The 19,389-nt window shown below is 38.6% G+C and carries 17 protein-coding genes; 16 read left to right on the forward strand and 1 reads right to left on the reverse strand.

All coding sequences use genetic code 11. The features are described from left to right. Positions 1-41: 41 nt before the first annotated feature. The 12 genes from J7I93_RS16750 (at position 42) to J7I93_RS16805 (ending at position 13,275) form a co-directional block, all read left to right on the forward strand. Positions 42-2,009: a TRAP transporter permease gene (locus J7I93_RS16750; RefSeq protein ID WP_214727037.1), complete on the forward strand. Its 1,968-nt coding sequence runs from the start codon at positions 42-44 to the stop codon at positions 2,007-2,009. Between the two features lie 26 nt (positions 2,010-2,035). Continuing rightward, the gene (locus J7I93_RS16755; protein ID WP_214727038.1) at positions 2,036-2,746 is read left to right on the forward strand and encodes a 4-carboxy-4-hydroxy-2-oxoadipate aldolase/oxaloacetate decarboxylase; all 711 of its coding nucleotides are present in this window, start codon (positions 2,036-2,038) and stop codon (positions 2,744-2,746) included. Between the two features lie 30 nt (positions 2,747-2,776). Then, the gene (locus J7I93_RS16760; protein WP_214727039.1) at positions 2,777-3,853 is read left to right on the forward strand and encodes an Ldh family oxidoreductase; all 1,077 of its coding nucleotides are present in this window, start codon (positions 2,777-2,779) and stop codon (positions 3,851-3,853) included. A 192-nt stretch (positions 3,854-4,045) separates the two neighbouring features. Next, a complete protein-coding gene (locus J7I93_RS16765; protein ID WP_214727040.1) occupies positions 4,046-5,125 on the forward strand; it encodes an amidohydrolase family protein in 1,080 nt (359 codons plus the stop codon). Positions 5,126-5,160: 35 nt separating this feature from the next. Next, positions 5,161-5,514, forward strand: a complete 354-nt coding sequence (locus J7I93_RS16770) for a Rieske (2Fe-2S) protein (protein ID WP_214727041.1) — start codon at positions 5,161-5,163, stop codon at positions 5,512-5,514. A gap of 47 nt (positions 5,515-5,561) precedes the next feature. Beyond that, positions 5,562-6,212, forward strand: a complete 651-nt coding sequence (locus J7I93_RS16775) for a GntR family transcriptional regulator (protein ID WP_214727042.1) — start codon at positions 5,562-5,564, stop codon at positions 6,210-6,212. A gap of 56 nt (positions 6,213-6,268) precedes the next feature. Beyond that, on the forward strand, positions 6,269-7,156 hold the full coding sequence (locus J7I93_RS16780; protein ID WP_214727043.1) for an NAD(P)-dependent oxidoreductase: 888 nt from the start codon (positions 6,269-6,271) through the stop codon (positions 7,154-7,156). A gap of 403 nt (positions 7,157-7,559) precedes the next feature. Continuing rightward, complete coding sequence (locus J7I93_RS16785) at positions 7,560-8,684, forward strand: zinc-binding dehydrogenase (protein ID WP_214727045.1); 1,125 nt, start codon at positions 7,560-7,562, stop codon at positions 8,682-8,684. A 35-nt stretch (positions 8,685-8,719) separates the two neighbouring features. After that, on the forward strand, positions 8,720-10,186 hold the full coding sequence (gene gucD / locus J7I93_RS16790) for an alpha-ketoglutaric semialdehyde dehydrogenase GucD (protein WP_214727047.1): 1,467 nt from the start codon (positions 8,720-8,722) through the stop codon (positions 10,184-10,186). 27 nt (positions 10,187-10,213) lie between these two features. Then, positions 10,214-11,230: a tripartite tricarboxylate transporter substrate binding protein gene (locus tag J7I93_RS16795; RefSeq protein WP_214727049.1), complete on the forward strand. Its 1,017-nt coding sequence runs from the start codon at positions 10,214-10,216 to the stop codon at positions 11,228-11,230. Positions 11,231-11,322: 92 nt separating this feature from the next. After that, positions 11,323-11,769 (forward strand): tripartite tricarboxylate transporter TctB family protein, encoded by a 447-nt coding sequence (locus J7I93_RS16800; RefSeq protein WP_214727051.1) that lies wholly within the window; start codon positions 11,323-11,325, stop codon positions 11,767-11,769. 12 nt (positions 11,770-11,781) lie between these two features. Beyond that, on the forward strand, positions 11,782-13,275 hold the full coding sequence (locus J7I93_RS16805) for a tripartite tricarboxylate transporter permease (protein WP_214727052.1): 1,494 nt from the start codon (positions 11,782-11,784) through the stop codon (positions 13,273-13,275). Here J7I93_RS16805 and J7I93_RS16810 read toward each other — a convergent pair whose 3' ends face one another. Then, positions 13,276-14,169, reverse strand: a complete 894-nt coding sequence (locus J7I93_RS16810) for a LysR family transcriptional regulator (RefSeq protein WP_214727053.1) — start codon at positions 14,167-14,169, stop codon at positions 13,276-13,278. It abuts the gene before it with no gap. Between the two features lie 291 nt (positions 14,170-14,460). Here J7I93_RS16810 and J7I93_RS16815 point away from each other — a divergent pair, with 291 nt between their 5' ends. The 4 genes from J7I93_RS16815 to J7I93_RS16830 all read left to right on the forward strand — a co-directional run bounded on the left by J7I93_RS16815 (position 14,461) and on the right by J7I93_RS16830 (position 19,297). Continuing rightward, a complete protein-coding gene (locus J7I93_RS16815) occupies positions 14,461-16,221 on the forward strand; it encodes a 2-oxoacid:acceptor oxidoreductase subunit alpha (protein ID WP_214727054.1) in 1,761 nt (586 codons plus the stop codon). Between the two features lie 2 nt (positions 16,222-16,223). Continuing rightward, entirely contained in the window at positions 16,224-17,090 is an 867-nt protein-coding gene (locus J7I93_RS16820) for a 2-oxoacid:ferredoxin oxidoreductase subunit beta (RefSeq protein WP_214727055.1), read from the forward strand. A 449-nt stretch (positions 17,091-17,539) separates the two neighbouring features. Beyond that, positions 17,540-18,463, forward strand: coding sequence for a hydroxymethylglutaryl-CoA lyase (locus J7I93_RS16825; protein ID WP_214727056.1), 924 nt, complete (start codon positions 17,540-17,542; stop codon positions 18,461-18,463). 33 nt (positions 18,464-18,496) lie between these two features. After that, the gene (locus tag J7I93_RS16830; protein ID WP_214727058.1) at positions 18,497-19,297 is read left to right on the forward strand and encodes an enoyl-CoA hydratase/isomerase family protein; all 801 of its coding nucleotides are present in this window, start codon (positions 18,497-18,499) and stop codon (positions 19,295-19,297) included. The last annotated feature ends 92 nt before the right edge of the window (positions 19,298-19,389 follow it).

Genomic DNA, 19,389 nt, shown 5'->3' on the forward strand with positions numbered 1-19,389 from the left:
TGGTTTTCTGCAAGGGAAGTCATTAAGAAAGGAGGTTTACTATGTCAAAAATATTAAACCAATTAGAGGAATTATTTACTGAAGATGAATCCGAGATAAAAAAGAATAGCCGTAATCTTTCAAAAAAATATCTCGTGTTTGTCGGCGCAGTAGGATTAATATGGGCTCTTTTCCATATCTATACGATGGGATTTGGGACTTTACCGGGCATTATTCAGCGATCTCTCCATTTAATAGGTGCGACGATTATCTGTTTTCTTATTTTTTCAGGTTCCACTAAGTTTAAAAACAATAAATGGCTTTTGAGGCTTGATCTCTTATTCATTCTATTAGCTTGTATTGTTACTGTATATGTTATTTCCATTTATCCAAGAATAATTGAACAGCATGGGGTTTATAACACTACAGATATTATTATGGCCACAATTCTGTTAATGATTGTTCTTGAAGGTGCCAGAAGAGTCCTAGGCTGGTTTATTCCTTTTTTAGTCATCTGCGGGATTACATACGCTGTCCTTGGCCCCTATTTTCCTGGAATATGGAGACATGCGGGGATTGGTTATGAAAGGCTAATGCAAACCTTTTTATTGGGAACACAGGGAATATGGGGACAATTAATGTCTATTTCAGCAAATATCTTGGTGATTTTCGTTTTGTATGGATCTTTAATTCTTAGTTTGGGCCTGGGAAATACTATTTTTGATTTAGGTTCTAAGTTAACAGGCAAGTGGCGAGGCGGCGCTGCCCAGCTTGCGACAGTTACAAGTGCATTATTTGGTTCCGTTAACGGAAGTACTGTTGCAAATGTAGCTACAACAGGCAATTTTACTATTCCTCTCATGAAAAGGCTTGGCTACAACAAAAACTTTGCAGGGGCAGTTGAATCAGTCGCATCATCCGGCGGGCAAATCATGCCTCCTGTTATGGGTGCCAGCGCTTTTCTTATGGCAGAATTACTGGCTCTTAATTACGTGGACGTTATGATTGCAGCATTAATACCAGCTTTATTATTTTTTGTATCTATTATGATATCAATCTATTTTTATGCTCGGGCAAATCATTTAACTGGTCTATCTGATGAAGAGATTCCGACTTGGAAACAGGCGTTTAATTGGAGAACATTTATACCTTTATTTGTTCCATTGATATTGTTAGTAGCTTTGTTATTTTCGGGATACACGGCAGGAAAAGCTGGATATACGATGTATATTGGTACGATCGTTTTATATTTTTTATGCAATGTAAGATCGAAAAAGGAATTTAAAGAAGCGATTACAAGGATTATTTCTGGATTGGATAGCGGAGCAAAAAGTATGGTGACCATTGTCATGCTAATAGCGGCTGCGCAGACTTTAGTAACAACCATTAATACAAGCGGACTGGGAGTGAAGTTTTCTTTAGTGACCATGTCCTTCAGTCAAGGAAATCTCTTTTTGGCTTTAATTTTGGCAATGGTTATTACGATCATTTTAGGAATGGGAGCTCCTACTCCGGCAGCCTATGTACTATCAGCTTCTGTTATCGGATCTGCATTGATAAACCTGGGTATTGAGGGTATTGCTGCACATATGTTTTTACTTTATTTTGCTGTATTATCTGCCATTACGCCTCCGGTATGTGCAGCGATATACGTTGCTTGCGGAATATCTAAAGGAGATTGGGTGAAAACAGCAATATATAGCCTGAAAATCGGTTTAACGGCTTTCATCATACCGTTTATGTTTGTTCTTGATCCGGTTCTTTTAATGAAAGGGGAACCGATCGACATTATTTTAAGTGTTGCTACAGCCCTTGCTGGTGTTGTTATTTTAGCGGTAGGCACAATGGGGATTTTGATAAATAAAGCTAACATAGCTGAAAGATTAATAGCGTTTGCAGCGGCCATATTATTGCTATTCCCAGGTCACATTACAGATGTAATTGGTATTAGTCTTTTCGTGATCATGTGTCTTATACATTGGAAAGGTACTCGTTCTTCACGGAAAAGTGAGCATGCACTAAGCAAATAAAAGGTAAAAAAGGAGGAAAAATCTCAATGACCAATTTCGGCAAAATTTACTCTCAAATAGAACGGGCAAATCCTAGCCTCATAGCACAGTTTAAAGAACTGGGTGTTTCCACAATATACGAGTCAATGGCTGAAGAAACACTAATGGATCCTTCCATTGCACCTATCTGCAGAGGGCAGATCATTGCTGGATCGGCTGTTACTGCTATAAATACACCCGGAGATAACCTTTCCATGCACCTAGGACTATCTCTTACTCAACCGGGAGATATTTTAGTTACTTCATTCCTCGGAACTCATTCATATAATGCCCTTTGGGGAGAAATGGCGACACTTTCAGGTATTGGCAGAAAAATCTCGGGTGTAATAGCTGACGGTGCTGTAAGAGACGTGAAAGCCATACTTGATAACCAATTTCCCGTTTGGGCAAAATCAATTTCCTCCAAAACCAGCAGTGTTGAAAAAATTGGGGGAATAAATGTACCGGCGGTTTGTGGAGGAGTTTTGGTCAACCCAGGCGACATCATAGTTGCAGATGATGATGGAGTTGTCGTGGTACCTCTTGAACAAGCTGAAGAAGTTTTACAGAAAGCCCAAAGAAGAGCTGAACGAGAGAAAGAAATAAAAGAGCTCCTGCTTCAAGGCAAAACGCCATATGAAATTTTTAATATGGGTATTGCACTTGAAAAAAGCGGAATCCCGATTATTAATGAAAAATATCATTCTATTAGGATTTAGAGTGAGCCCAGATTAAAAAGGGGGAATACAATGATTACTGTATGTGCAGAAGCGCTCCGAAACTTTGCATATGACGCATTTATAAAAGTGGGGTTAAATAAAGCAAACGCATTGTTGGTTAGTGACGTTTTAGTGGATGCTGATTTAAGAGGGGTTCACTCTCACGGAGTTCAAAATTTGCCTCGGTGGGCAAGAGGCTTTTTAAAGGGGCACCTTGAGTTTGAAGTCACACATGAAGATATAGATGAAGGACCAATTACAGTTATTGATGGGCAAGGGAGTTTGGGAGTTCTGGCTTCTGATATTGCAATGGACTGTGCGATCAAGCGTGCCAAAAAATATGGGATAGGAATTGTAGGAGTAAAAAATAGCAGCCACTTTGGTCCTGCTGCCTATTATACAATGAAAGCGCTGCACCATCATCAAATTGGTTTTTGCACGACAAATGGCCCTGCCGTTATGGCTCCTTGGGGTGGAAAGGATGCACTTCTAAGCAATAATCCATTTTCTTATGCTATCCCGGCCGGTGATGAACCTCCAGTTGTATTGGACATGGCTTGCAGTGTTTCTGCCAGAGGAAGAATCAGAATGATGGCGCGGGAAAATGAAACGTTGCCTGAAGGGTGGGCCATTACAAAAGATGGAGAACCTACAACAGATCCGCGTGAAGCAGTCGAAGGAACTGTATTGCCATTTGGCGGATATAAAGGCTATGGCATAGCTGTTATTAACGAGATATTATCTGCTGCATTAACCGGAGCACTTTTTTCTTTTGAAGTTGGAGGAATTTCTAAAGGGCCTGCTGAAAGTGAACTGCAAAACCATGAACAGGCTGCCTGGGGCTGCGGACATGTATTTGGAGCAATTGATATAAACAGGTTTGGAAATGGAGATGCCTTTCAGAATAGAGTTGCCTATTTAAGCCGAACCTTACGGGAATCCCCGAAAGCTAAAGGGCATGAAAGAATATTTTTGCCAGGGGAAATCGAATTTGAATTAAAGAAGAAAAGGGAAAAAGAAGGTATCCCATTGAAGCCATCTACGGTTTCCCTAATTAATTCTTTTGCCCAAGATGAAATAAAAATAAATGCTATAGAATCATATTGATAAAGGTAGTTAAAAGGTCATTCTTTTAAGCTATATAAATAGAAGAAACTACTCCATGATTAACCAAAACCACCAAGAACCGATTTATTAAACGGGACCTTACTCAGTAATTTCGAGGAGTAAGGTTCATATAAATAACAGATTGTCGACAATATATTTTAGAGACGTCGTATTTATTTAGGAGGGAACAGCATGGAAGCAAAAAAAATAAATAAAATTATCGATGCGGACGTACATCCTTGGATTAACGGAGATATTAAAGGCTTGCTCCCATATTTAAGTAAATCAATGCAAAAAGTTTTCGATGGACGTTTGACATTACCTGACCACCCGCTTCGTCCGCCATTGGAAAAATCAACATCCATTAGACTCGATGCAAAACCGCCAGGTGGAGGTGCTGGTGGATCGGACCCAATCTTTATGAGTGAGGTTTTGCTGGACCGATACAATATTGAACATGCCATTCTAACATCCGTCCAAGCGGGAAAAATAGTTGTGTATCCCAACCCAACTGAAGCCACTGCTTTAGCAAGGGCATTTAATGATTATTTTCTAAATGAGTGGCTGACAGTAGACCCACGCTATAAGTTGGCGATGTGTATCGCCGTTCACGACCCTTTGAAAGCTGCAGAAGAAATTAGGCGTATAGGGCATGAAAAGGGTGTAGTTGCTGTCTTTATGCCATTGTTTAATATTTTGATGGGGAATAGCTATTATTATCCTATTTATGAAGCAGCAGAAGAGTTAGGATTACCTATACTTATTCATCCTACGGGTACTGAAGGCGGTTTTTCGACCAGTGTCGCTATGGCGGGTGGCGTGCCATCCAGCTATATTGAGAGGCACACAGATTTTCCGCAAGTTGCATATGGAAATTTGGTCAGTATGGTCTTTGAAGGAGTATTTGTTCGATTCCCCAAGCTCAAAATTTTAGCTGCAGAGTTTGGTTACAGTTGGGTTCCCTCTGTAATGTGGAGAATGGATCAAAACTGGCGTAATTTTAGAAAGGAAGTACCATGGCTGGAAAAAGAACCCAGCAAATATTTGTTAGACCATGTCCGCTTTACTTCTCAACCAGTAGAAGAACCTGAGAAAGGCAAATATCTTATGCAAATTTTCGAAATGATGCATGCCGAAAAAACATTGATTTTTAGTACGGACTATCCTCACTGGGATAATGATTTTCCTGACAACACTTTTACTACCCTGCCAGAGGCTGTAAAGCAGCGTATATTCTATGATAATGCTGCTGAACTATTTAATTTTAACTAGATTAGAAATTAATAAATTACAGGGAGGTAAAAAGAATGGAATATTGCATTGGTGAAATTATCCATATTCCAGCAGGAAAGGCTTTAATTAAAGAAATAAATGGAACATCAATTGGAATCTTTTGTGAAGATGGTGAAATATATGCAGTAAGAAACGTTTGCCCTCATAAATTGGCACCCATTTGTGAGGGGGCAGTCTGTGGAACGATGCTTCCCAGTAAGCCCTCACAGTTTGAGTTTGGGCTTGAAGGAAAAGTGCTGAGATGTCCGTGGCATGGATGGGAGTTTAGTCTGGAAACAGGAGAGGCCCTCTTTGGGATAAGTAATAGAAAAGTTAAGACCTACCCTGTGGAAGTTAAAGATGGTATGATTTATGTAGAAATGGGATAGTTTGTAACTTCCCCTATCATACTGTCATAAGTGAGGAAAATTATACAATGAGCTTTGAAAATACAACATTATCACAGCGGATTTCTGAAGAGATTGCTATTAAAATATCAGAGGGTGCCCTTAAACCTGGTGACAGGTTATTGGAATTAGAGCTGACGAAAGAATTCGGCACCAGCAGAGCTCCAATCCGTGAAGCGTTATTTATATTGGAAAAAGACGGAATTGTCGAACGGGTACCCCGAAAAGGCGTGTTTGTAAAAAAAAGGACAAAAAAAGAGTTGCTTGATCTGTATGAGGTTGTTTACAGATTATTAGAAATAGCCCTAACTAAGCTGATGGATTCACGAACTGATGTACAGCTGAAAAAAATTGAAAATTTAATCATTAAAATGGAGGAGACACTTGAAGGCAATAAAGTTAAGCAATGCTTTGACCTGTTGGAAGAGCTACAAAAGGATTTCTTTGTCTTCTCAGGAAACACAGTTTTAGAAGATTTATATATGAGAATTAATAGCCAGTTAATTCCATTTCGATATATTTCTCTTTCCTATCCAACCAGTATGGAACATTCCATCAGGGAATACAGTGAAATAATGGCTGGTTTAAAAGAGAAGGATCTCACAAGAATACTTGAAACCTTAAAACGAAAGGAAAAGCGGGCTCTGACAGTTTTGGAGAAGTTTGTAGATAATCAGTAAACCCTACTCAGGGCCTCCTAAGACACTTTCGTAATAAATGGGAAGCGGTGGTGTCAATGAGGGTTGGATTAATAGGTTTAGGAAACTTGGGCGGCAGGATTGCCCGTAATTTATTAAATAAGGATTACAAATTATCAGTTTATGATTTGGATCGGGAATTATTACAATCTTTTAAAGAGCTTGGCGCCATTCCATATGATTCTCCTTCTGCGCTGGCCAAAAACAATGAATACGTAATAACTGTGCTGCCAAATGCAGAAATAGTAAAAAGTGTGGCCCTTGGGCCTGATGGTCTTTTGTCGGGATTCTTGGAAGGCAGTACTTTAATTGACATGACAACTTCAATACCTGAAGTCACTAAACAAATTGGCATTGAACTTTCAAAGCATGGGATTCAAATGCTGGATGCGCCAGTGAGCGGAGGAGTAAAAAAAGCTGAAGACGGAACCCTTGCTATTATGGCTGGCGGGGATGAGGCAGTTTTTTTAGGTGCTTTTTCTTTATTAAACGATATCGGCTCTCATGTGACACATGTGGGAGAGTTAGGAGCAGGCCATACAATAAAAGCACTGAACAATATGCTTTGTGCTACTACTCTAGCTGCGACTGCAGAAGTCCTGGCCATTGGGACAAAGTTAGGCCTAAATCCTACCAGAATGCTAGAAGTAATTAATACAAGCAGTGGAAGAAGCCACTCGAGTGAAATCAAATTTCCTCAGCAAGTATTATCGAGGAAATTTGATGTGGGCTTTACAATTGATTTAATGTGCAAGGACCTTACTATTGCCAGTGGCATAGCTGAAGGAGCAGAAGTGCCTTCATTTATATCCAGCGCCGTTTTTCAGTTATGGCAGTATGCAAAGTCTCAGGGCGGAGGGGAGATGGATCATACGGCCATTGCGAAATTTATTGAGGAGATGGCGGGTGTGGAGATAAAGGTTTAATCCATTGGTTTCTGTCTTAAAACATATTGAAGCGTGGGTAATGTCATGGTTTGCTATAAAAGTTAAATTTGATGTAAATAAATTTTAAATGCTAGACTTATCATTTTTCAAAAAAAGCTTTTGCCTGCTTAGGTAAAAGTTTTTTTGGCTTTTTTATAACCTAGTGACAACCTGTCAACATTGGCGAGAAAACTTAATTATTTATAATATCGATATTTAATAATAAATTATTCCATTTTTAAATGTATTGAAGATTGAGAAAAATCTGATATCATTTTATTTATAGCTTTTTCCTATAAAAGTAAAGCTTTTCATAGTTTTAGGGGGTGAATAAGCTTAAGGGTTAAACAATAGTTTTGAGTATTATGAAAGGGCTTACAAAAAGATAGAGTGGAGTGATTTTATGAGTGAATTACTTAAAAATGCAGTAGAAGATAAAAATGTAACCTATGGAAAAGTTGCAAATATGGTCGAAGCAATGAAGCTGGAGTTTAGAGAGTTTGAAATCCCTGAGCCGGCATCCAATTCTTTATTAGTAAAAGTGCTGCGGACTAATGTGTGTGGTTCCGAACTACATATTTGGAAAGGACTTCATCCTACCAAGAAAACTGGAGTTCTAGGTCACGAAATGGTTGGGGTTATTGAAAAAATAGGTCCAGAGTTGACCACGGACTTTGCCGGGCAGCCAATTAAAGTAGGAGACAGAGTAGCAGCGTGCTATTTTCGAACTTGCTTAAAATGTAAGGCTTGTTTACGAGGAGATTTTAATACATGTGAAAATAGTATTGAATTTTGGAATAAACGTCCTGAGGAATATCCGCATTTTCACGGTGCCTTTGCATCTCATTACTATATACACCCAAATCAATATTTTTATAAAGTTCCTGATAATATTCCTGATGTTGCTGCTGCAAGTGCTAACTGCGCATTATCCCAAGTTTATTACGGCTTAGATCAAGGTGAGCTAGCAACTGGGGAAACTGTTGTTATTCAAGGTGCTGGGGGTCTTGGTTTAAATGCAGCTGCTGTTGCAAAGGAACGGGGGGCACAGGTAATTGTAATTGATGGTGTTGAATCCAGATTGGAAACAGCAAAAGAGTTTGGGGCAGACCACGTAATAAACTTCAGGAATTATGAAAGTCCTGAACAAATAGCTGAAGTCATTCGCTCCTTCACTAATGGGGAAGGTGCTGATTTAGGGTTAGAAGTATCTGGTGTTCCTGCTGCTTTTGGTGAAGGGATCCAGTTCATTAGAAATAATGGCAGATATGTAACGATGGGAAACATCTCGCCTGGAATAAACATTGACTTTGATCCAGGCCTTTTAACTAGAAAAGGAATAAAAATCATTCCTGTTTTACGCTATAAACCGTGGTATCTGAAGAAGTCCTTACAATTCTTATCAAAATACATTGATAAGTATCCTTTTGATAAGATGATTGATTGTGAAATACCTTTTGAGAATATTGCGGAAGCATTGGATAAGTCCGCTAGGCGTGAGGTTACTCGTGCATCTATTACTATTTAAATCTAAAAGTCTCATTGTGGAAAGGATGGTAGGGGATGTCGCTTAAAACAGAAACTATTACTTATTATAATTTTATAAATGGGGAATGGAAGTCCTCAAACAGCAATGAAAAGATAGAAAGTAAAAATCCTGCAGATAACACAGAAATAGTTGGTATTGTTCAAAAATCTACAGAAAAAGATCTTGATGAAGCTGTCATGGCAGCTAAATCTGCCCAAAAAGCTTGGAGAAACAAAGGATTTATTGCAAGAGGGCAATACTTATATAAAATTGCAGAGGTACTTGAAGAAAATATTGAGGATATCGCAATAACGATGACAAAAGAAATGGGGAAAACCTTAGCTGAAGCTAAAGGAGAAACCATGAGGGCCATTTCGGTCTTTAAATATTATGCAAGTGAAGGAATGAATAAAATAGGTGACGTCATTCCACACACTGAAAGTGATGGTTTAATGTACACAACAAGAGTTCCATTAGGCGTTGTCGGAATTATTACTCCATGGAACTTTCCTATTGCAATTGCAGCCTGGAAGATTGCGCCAGCAATTGTTTCTGGGAATACTGTTGTTTTTAAACCTGCACAAGAAACAAGTATTACAGCTGTAAAACTAGTAAAATGCATCGCTGAGGCAGGTATTCCGAAAGGTGTAGTAAACCTGGTAACAGGCACCGGCTCAACAATAGGCCAAGGAATTATTGACCACGCTGATATTCAGGCAATAAGCTTCACTGGTTCCAATGATGTAGGGAAACGCGTAGCAATTGGTGCGGCGAGCAGAGGGGCTAAGTTTCAGACAGAGATGGGCGGCAAGAACCCGGTAATCGTTGCAGATGATGCGGATTTGGATTTAGCTGTTGAACAAACTATTAATGGAGGTTTGAAATCAACAGGGCAAAAATGTACTTGTACCAGCCGCGTCATAATTATGGAAGATGTGTTTGATCAGTTCAAGGAGAAACTATTATCGAAGGTAAGAGAAATTACAGTAGGAAGTGGCTTAGAATCCGACACATGGATGGGTCCATGTTCAAGTGAGAAACAGCTTCAGACAGTTGTTAATTATATTAAACAAGGCATTAATGAAGGCGCCACTCTTCTTTATGGGGGTAAAAGACTTGAGCAAGGAAAATTAAAGGAAGGATACTATGTTGAACCAACAGTCTTCGAAAACGTTACCACTTCAATGGTGATTGCACAGGAAGAAATTTTTGGTCCTGTATTAGCCTTGATTAAAGTCCGATCCATTGAAGAAGCTTTAGAGATTGCTAATGATGTTAAATATGGATTAAGTGCAGCCATATTTACAAGAGATATCGGAAGGATGATGACATTTATAAAAGAGATAGATGCAGGCCTTGTCAGAATTAATGCAGAAACGGCAGGAGTTGAACTTCAGGCTCCATTTGGAGGAATGAAGGAGTCAAGTTCCCATTCAAGGGAGCAAGGAAAGGCAGCGATTGAATTCTTTACTGCTACCAAAACTGTATTTGTAAAAGCGTAATTCCTTTAATTAATAGGGGGGCTTAACATGAAGAAGAAATGGATCCTATTCGTGCTAATGGTTTCGTTGGTTTTATTTACAGCTGCTTGCAGCAGCAGTTCTAGTAATGCTTCGACTAAGGAAGGAGCAGAAAATGCGTCTGATAAAGATGGCGGAAACAGCTTTCCTGAAAAGTCTATTACTTTAATTGTTCCATATGCTGCTGGAGGCGGTACTGATGCTACTGCAAGAGCTTTAGCAAAAGCAGCTGAAAAACATTTAGGTCAATCAATAGGAGTTGTTAATAAAACTGGCGGAAATGCAGTAGTTGGGATTAGCGAGGCAGCAAATGCCAAACCTGATGGCTATACCATCATTATGAATGCAAATGAGATAGCTCTTTTGCCGCATATGGGGCTGACTCCAATTACCTATGAAGATTTTGCACAGGTAGCTCATATTAATTTTGATCCTTCTGCTTTAACTGTCCCTGCAGATGCTCCATATGATACGCTAGAAGAATTTTTAGCTTATGCGAAAGAAAACCCAGGAAAAATTCGCGTTGGAGGAACGGGGAAAGGCGGGATATGGCATCTGGGTTCAGCTTCAATTGAGAAAGCGGCTGATGTCCAGTTTAACTACGTTCCTTTCGATGGAGCAGCACCGGCAAAGACTGCATTATTAGGCGGACATATAGAAGCAATTACGGTCAGCCCCGCGGAGGTCTTAGCCCAGGTGGAGGCTGGTGAATTAAAGACACTTGGTGTTCTCTCCGATGAAAGATCAACCATCATGCCAGATGTACCTACCTTCAAAGAGGCTGGATACGAAGCAAATGTTGGTGTATGGAGAGCAATTGATGCTCCTTCAGATACTCCTCCTGAGGTTGTTAAGGTATTGGAAGAAGCTTTTTCAAAGGCTGTTGAAGATGAGGAATTTGTTGACTTTATGAATAAAAATGGTCTGGGGATTGCTTTTAAAGGTACCGAAGAGTATAAGGAATTAGTTGCTAAAGACCATGAATTCTTTGGAGGGCTACTAAAAGAGTTGGGGATAACTCAGTAGCACTCTTTCATTAAATAATAATGAATGCAAAGAGCTGTTTCCCCAGCACTTTGCATTCATTCATTTATAGCATAAAGTCAGGGGGATCGAAAATGAGAAGAGCGAATATAATTAGCAGTTTCATTGCTATTTTCATTGCTGGACTGTTTTTTATTATGACGACTCAATTTAAAGAGATATCGGTTCAGGATACAGGACCAGCTTTTATGCCAAATCTGTATGCGGGTGTTCTTGTTATCCTTGCACTACTTCTTATAATTAATTCCGCCAAAAAAAGCGATGATACAGAAAATGGGAGTAAGTCTAGTATAAAACTAGTTTTTGTCACTATGCTTTTAATTATTGTTCTTACTTTCCTAATTCCCATTCTTGGTTTTTACATAATAACTCCTATAGCAGTTTTTTGTTTTTTAAAAATCTTTAAAGAAAAGAAACTTTCAATCCTTTTTGGTTTACCTATAGGCATAGTATTATTTGTTTTTATATTATTTCAAAAACTGCTTCTAGTACCGATTCCTTCTGGGATTATTTTTCAGTAAAGGAGCTTGAAAATGGAATTATTAATTGAAGGATTTTTAAATGTTCTTAATATAAAGGTTCTCCTTATCCTATTTATGGCAGGAGCGATCGGAATCATTTTAGGTGCTTTACCGGGTCTTACTGCAACTATGGGAGTTGCTTTATTATTGCCTGTAACCTTTGGCATGGAACCTGTTACGGGAATTCTTTTATTAGTAGGGGTTTACTTTGGGGCGATTTATGGCGGGTCAATCACTGCTATTCTATTGAGGACCCCTGGTACACCCTCTTCAGCAGCAACTGCCCTTGATGGTTATGAAATGACAAAAAAAGGATTAGCTTATAAAGCTTTAACTGTTTCAACATTATCCTCCACTATTGGAGGGGTACTAAGTGTAATAGTCTTGATTTTAATTGCACCTCAACTGGCTGAATTCGCTTTAAAATTCAGTGCTCCCGAATCATTTGCACTTGCTTTCTTTGGACTTGCGATTATTTCAAGTATTTCGGGGAAGTCTCTGCTTAAGGGATTAATTGCTGGGGTGACAGGGTTATTAATAGCTACTATAGGTATTGATCCAATTGGCGGGTTTCCGCGTTTTACCTTAGGTATTGAAAATTTAATGAGCGGTGTAAATTATATACCTGTATTAATTGGGCTATTTGCTGCCTCAGAAGCATTTCGTTCTGTAGAAGACATTTATAAAAGCAGTAATTCCGTTAAAGCCATCGAGAAGGTTAAATTAAAATGGAGTGAATTTAAAAGTTTAATCACAGTTATATTAAGGTCATCTGGCATTGGAACATTTATTGGCATGATTCCTGGTGCTGGCGGGGATATAGCTTCATTTGTTGCCTATAATGAAGCAAAAAGATTTTCAAAAAAACCTGAAGAGTTTGGGAAAGGGAATGCTGAAGGCGTATCAGCTTCAGAAGCAGCCAATAATGCTTGTACTGGTGGTGCTATGATTCCCTTATTAACCCTTGGGATACCAGGTGATGCTGTTACAGCTGTTATGCTGGGTGCACTTATGGTCCAAGGGCTTCAGCCTGGACCTTTGTTATTCACAAACCATGGCGGGATTGTATATACCCTATTTATAGGGATGTTGTTAGCCAATCTTTTAATTCTATTTTATGGTCTGCTGGGAATCCGTTTGTTTACTAAAATCCTGACCATTCCCAAGGTTATTTTAACACCAATCATTCTTATACTGTGTATCGTAGGATCATATGCCTTAGGAAATAATTTTTTTGATGTTTGGGTTATGTTGATTGCTGGTATAGTAGGGTATTTTATGCATAAATATGAATTCCCAGTTTCACCGGTTATTTTAGCTTTGATATTAGGTCCGATGTTAGAAGCTAACTTACGAAGATCTCTCGTCCTGTCAAATGGGGATATTAGTATATTATTCACAAGGCCCATATCCTTAATATTGATTTTATTGGCTGTAATGACACTGTTTTATCCATATATTACAAAATTGATAAAAAGCCGAAAAAATTACGATATAGAGGCTTAGTTATTTTACGAGCAGGCTGCTTTCGTGTAGCAGGCTTAAATACGAATCTAGAATCTTTAAGCTTTCTATGGTATTAGATCTGGGGTGTTTTCTCTGGATTCGGTAATACTTACGATCCGGAGGAGGAGTTTCAAGCCAATATAATGAAAACCCTTCCATTTTTATAAACTTTTTAGCCATGGACATAGGAACGATAACCCATTTATTAGGGAAACTCATAAAATTAAAAATTAATCCTGCTGAATCAATTCTGATTCCTAAAAACTCTCTGTCTTCCCTGCATCTTTCATACCAGGCTTGAAAAGAAGGACTCCACTCATGGTATAACTCGTTACTAGGATCCAAATCTAAAAAGTTTATATATTTGTGGGACTTCTCTGGATTGAAATCATGCCTTATGACAACCAAGGGTTCTGAATAGAACTTCTTAATTATTAAATCGGGCCGGGGTTTTTCAAGTAAAGCGAAGGCAATATCGATTTTATCCTGTTCTAAAAGGGAGTATAATTCTTCTCCTATATATGTTATTAGTCTTAAATTCATCTCATTTGAATGGCTATTAAGTGCTTTATAAACGGGGGGAAGAATAAAATTATGAATACTATCCACTGCTCCGATTGTCAAAGCCTGTTTTTTCTGGGATCTAAGGTACTTAGTTTCCTGAATTAGTTCCTCCCATTGTTTTGCTATCTTTAAAAATTCTTCACCACTTGGTGTTAAAGATAAAGAACGAATGCCACGGCCTCTTTCGATTAAAGTCATCCCGACAAATTCTTCCAGCTGGGTGAGTCTGTGGCTTAGAGTTGATTGAGTTAAAAAAAGAGAGCTGGCTGCTCCTGTTAAACTGCCATGGCGAACAATGGCAAGAAAGGCTTGTATTCCAGAAGATTCCAAAATTAATCACCTCATATATTTTTCTGGCTAGTCTAAAAAGAAAGGATAGTAATCATTTGGCAAGTTCAACGAAGACAATTAAAGCAATAGGATCTTAGAGATAACTCACAGTTCCCATTATATTACATAAACGGTTGAAAAACATGTAAAATATTAAAATACATGATATTAAATAATATAATATTCCATTTTATAATAGTTAACTCTCTTGGTATGATGTAAAAAGTTAGAATATTTAAATTACTTTTTGTTTAAGTATCCTGTTTTAAGTATAAAAAAGGAGGAACAAATATGGAAGAAACTGAGCTATCCATTATTATAGGCGGCCAGCAAGGAGAGGGTATTGAAAGTGTTGGTGAAATCTTAGCAAAGGCTATGAGCAGAATAGGATACCATCTTTTTGGAGCGAGAAGTTTTTCATCACGTATTAAAGGTGGCCATACGGATTTTAATCTCAGAATTAGTAAGGTTCAGGTATTTAACAATTCGGAAGATTTGGATATCATTATAGCCTTTGATGAAGATACGATCAGTCTTCATCAGCAATCGCTCAAAGCTAATGGAATCATCTTGTGTGATCCAAAGACAGTAAATATTAATAATATTAACCTCGGCAAGGAAATTCGGTATCACGAAATTCCCTTAACCCAGTTAGCAGCAGAGCTTGGAAGTCAAATTATGAAAAACATTATTGCTGTCGGTGCTGCATGTTCATTATTGAACCAGCCCATAGAAGAATTTGAAACAGCCATAAAGGAACAGTTTGAAAAAAAGGGAAAGTCAATAATCGAAAATAACCTGGGTGCTTTGCGCAAAGGGTACCAATATGCAAAGGAAGTAATTGAAGTCCATTTTCCGATTGAAAAAGCGACTTCCGGACAGCGTATTTTTATGTCTGGAAATGACGCTATTTCGCTAGGGGCTGTACTGGGAGGCTGTCGTTTCATGGCAGGTTATCCTATTACACCTGCTTCAGAAGTTCTTGAGAATTTAACCAGAATTATTCCTGAATACGGAGGAGTTGTTGTACAAACAGAAGATGAATTAGCAGCTATATCCATGGTTTTAGGTGCGGGCTATACAGGTGCCCGTGCAATGACTGCCACTGCAGGCCCTGGAGTTTCTTTAATGCAAGAGGCAATCGGACTTTCAGGTGCTGGGGAAATTCCTGTTGTAATAGTAGATTGTCAGCGGGGAGGTCCCAGCAGCGGTATGGCAACTAAGTTTGAACAGAGTGATCTAAATGCTATGTTTTCAGGTACACATGGTGAATCACCCAGGATTATCCTATCTCCGAGTACCGTTTTAGAGGCATTTACGGATATGCCCAAAGCGTTTAATTTAGCTGAAAAATTTCAGTGTCCTGTTTTTGTTGCCTCGGATTTGATGCTGGCAACTTCAAAACAAACTTTTGATTTCCAAGAGGTAAACGAAATAGAAATTGATCGTGGAAAATTAGCCGGCGATTTAGAGCTTTTTGAAAATGAAAAAGCTTTTTACGAGCGGTTTGCAATAACTGAGGATGGTATAACTCCAAGAAGTATACCTGGTCAAAAGAAAGGAATGCATCATGTGACTGGCATCGAACATGGGCCATCAGGACATCCCAGTGAAAATCCCAACAACAGGAAAGAGCAAATGGACAAAAGAAAAAGGAAATTAGAAAATGTTCCTCTAGATCAATCAATTAAATATGAAGGAAGTCAACATCCTGATATATTGTTAATTGGTTTTGGATCTACATATGGAGTAATTCATGAAGCCAGGAAAAAAATGCACAGTTCAGGGATTGAAGTTGGACATGCGCATATACGCATGCTTCAGCCCTTAGCAAAAGATGAACTAACAAATTATACAGGACTTGCTAAAAAAGTGTTTATAATAGAACAAAATTCAACGGGACAGTTAGCGAATATAATTAAACAAAAGGTAGCCATTCATTCTAAAGTACACAGCATTTTAAAATATAATGGTATTCCCATCAAGACTTCAGAAATTATTACTTACATTCACAATCATTTTGATGTGTCTAGTAATAAGGAGCTGGTATAAATATGACAACTCTAAAAGATTATCGAGTAGATATTAAGCCTAATTGGTGTCCAGGCTGTGGAGACTTTTCTGTCTTAGCAGCAATTCAAAGGGCAGCAGTCAACTTGAAAATTGAGCCTGAAGATTTTGTCCTTCAATCCGGTATTGGCTGTTCTGGAAGAATATCAGGCTACCTAAATGTTTATGGAATGCATTCTATGCACGGACGTGCATTAGGACTGGCTCAAGGTGTGAAATTAGCTAATAAGAATTTAACAGTTGTCTGTGCAGGTGGAGATGGAGACGGATTTGGAATTGGACTTAATCATTTTGTTCACGCAGCCCGTCGAAACATCGATATAACATATATTGTAATGGATAACCAAATTTATGGACTAACCAAAGGACAAATGTCACCTACAAGCCCTAAAGGCTTCTTAACAAAGTCTACTCCAGAGGGAAATCCGGAAAGTCCAGTTTCTCCAATACATGTAGCCCTTTCCTCAAATGCTAGCTTTATCGCACAAGGGTTCTCAGGAAATTTAAAACAAATAACCTCATTAATTGAACAAGGCATCCAGCATAAAGGTTTTTCTTTCATCAATATATTTAGTCCTTGCGTAACATTTAATAAAGTATTTACGTATGACTGGTTTAAACAGAATTTAATAAACCTAGACAATGAAAATGACTACGATGTGTCAAACCGAAGTTTGGCTTTTGAAAAAGTTGAGCAAACAAATGGGTTTATTACAGGTGTCATTTACCGGAAAGAGCGAAAGGAATTTACTGAGTCACTACCAGGGAATTCAGGCAAATCGAGTTTAATTGACCAAAATTTATCGGTTAACAAAAGCGATATTCACAATCTATTGAGTAGATATATGTAAGATTATCAATTGCACATACCACATCAAACATTCGATACTAATTGTAAAGGGTCTTCATGACTCTTTACTTTTTTATTTTTATTGCTCTGTCAAAACTTATTGTTTTTTTAGCTTACTGTTGATTGGACCGGAACACACGAGATTTTCGCAAATGCTATCGCATTTCCTTCGTGCGGTGTTTACTCAGAGATGCTTATTCAAAGCCCTGCGACCCAGGCGGAGCGTCGGACCGCCCAAAGAAAGGGAGTACCTACAGTGAAAATCAACATTCAGATTTAACAGATCCATTTTAACCAAGAACAAATATTAGGAGCATTTATAAAGAAATAGGAATCGACATTAAAAATCTTTAGAATATTCATAATAATTATTGAAATTGCGGATTGGATACAGTATCCTATTTATATAAAGCTAAGATTTTTCCAACAAATTAATGGGGGAATAATGCTATGAAGCTAGTAAATGAAGTAACGATTTATGAAGTCGGTCTCCGGGATGGACTTCAGCTTGAGTCAAAAGTCTTAACAGTTGAAGAGAAGCTGGATATCTTTACTTTATTTAGGGAAGCCAATGTGTCCGAAGTTGAATTTGGTTCTTTTGTTCATCCAAAGTTAGTGCCGCAAATGGCGAACACTTCGAATTTTTATGCCCATATCCAACAATATGAACAAGAGATGGAGCTTGTTGCGCTTGTCCCTAATTTAAAGGGACTTGAAATTGCAAAAGAGAATGGTGTGAAGTCTGTTAATTATGTTTTATCGGCGAGTAATACGCATAATCAGCAAAATGTACGCCAAACAACAGAAGAATCACTGAACAGCTTTAAAATCTTGTCCCAATTTGCATCTGAGAATGCTATCGCTTTAAACGTTACAGTTGCCACTTCATTTGGCTGTCCATTTGAAGGAACGGTCCCCCAGAAACGCATCATGAATATAGTAGACACCCTCCTTTTACATAACATTAAAAGAATTACACTTGCAGATACAACTGGTATGGCTAATCCCAGGCAGGTTTATGAATTAACAAAAGAAGTTGTAAATGAATGGAGAAACTTTGAATTTGGCTGCCATTTTCACAATACAAGGGGAATGGGGCTTGCGAATGTTCTGGCCGGAATGGAAGCGGGAATTACTATGTATGATGCCTCCATTGGCGGAATTGGCGGCTGCCCATTTGCTCCTGGTGCAACAGGAAATGTTAGTACAGAAGATGTTGTACACATGCTGGAGGAGATGGGTGTTAAAACGTCTATTGATCTGGATACATTAATACAGGCTTCTCATAGATTGAAAGAAATACTTGGCCATGATTTACCGGGGCAAGTTGCGAAGGCAGGAAAGAGCTCCCGAAAATATCCGGTGCCAAGTTAGCATTCATACTAATTGATTGAAGGGATGAGTTACATGTTAGTACAAACCTATGAAACGATAAAAATTGAAAACCCGGATCAGCAGCAAGGCATTGCTCTATTGACGTTAAACCGCCCTGATTCCATGAACGCCTTGAATACAAAAATGGCATTGGAATTAATCGAAGCTCTGGATGAATTAAAATATGATGAAAATGTCAGAGTTTTAATTATTACAGGTGCTGGCACAAAGAGCTTTTGTGTAGGAGCTGACCTAAAAGAGCGGAATGGTATGTCTCAAAAGGATTGGAAAAAACAGCATGATTATTTTGAACAAGTGACTGAGAAAATCCGTGAATTTCCATATCCGGTAATCGGCGCTGTAAATGGCTATGCATTGGGAGGAGGAATGGAAATTGCGCTAAGCTGTGATATTAGAACAGCTGCACCACAGGCAGGGATGGGACTGCCTGAAGTAAAATTAGGCCTTATACCTGGAATCGGCGGTACCCAGCTGCTTGCCCGTATCCTCCCAATAGGTTTGGCAAAGGAAATGCTTTTCACAGGCAAACGAATTACTGCTGAAGAAGGGAAGCAATTAGCATTGATCAATCATGTTTTTTCAGCTGAAACGCTGATAGAGGAAACGGTTAAACTTGCAGAGAGCATCGCTGCGAATGCGCCACTTTCCCTTAAAGCTTTAAAGAAAGCTGTCAATAAAGGAACGGAAACAGATTTAGCAACTGGGCTTGTGCTCGAGCTGGAAGCTTACTATAAATGTGCAAACTCTGAAGATCGTTTGGAAGGCATCTATGCATTTAATGAAAAACGTCCACCGGAATGGAAAGGGAAGTAAAGAAAACCTTTTACCATAAGCTGTTTTAGTACTTTGTAATTGAAGTGAACTCAACTGGCAAGTTTAATAGAGTTAACCAAAAAAATATCATT

The organism is Bacillus sp. ISL-47, from assembly GCF_018613175.1.
Taxonomy (GTDB): domain Bacteria; phylum Bacillota; class Bacilli; order Bacillales; family Cytobacillaceae; genus Cytobacillus.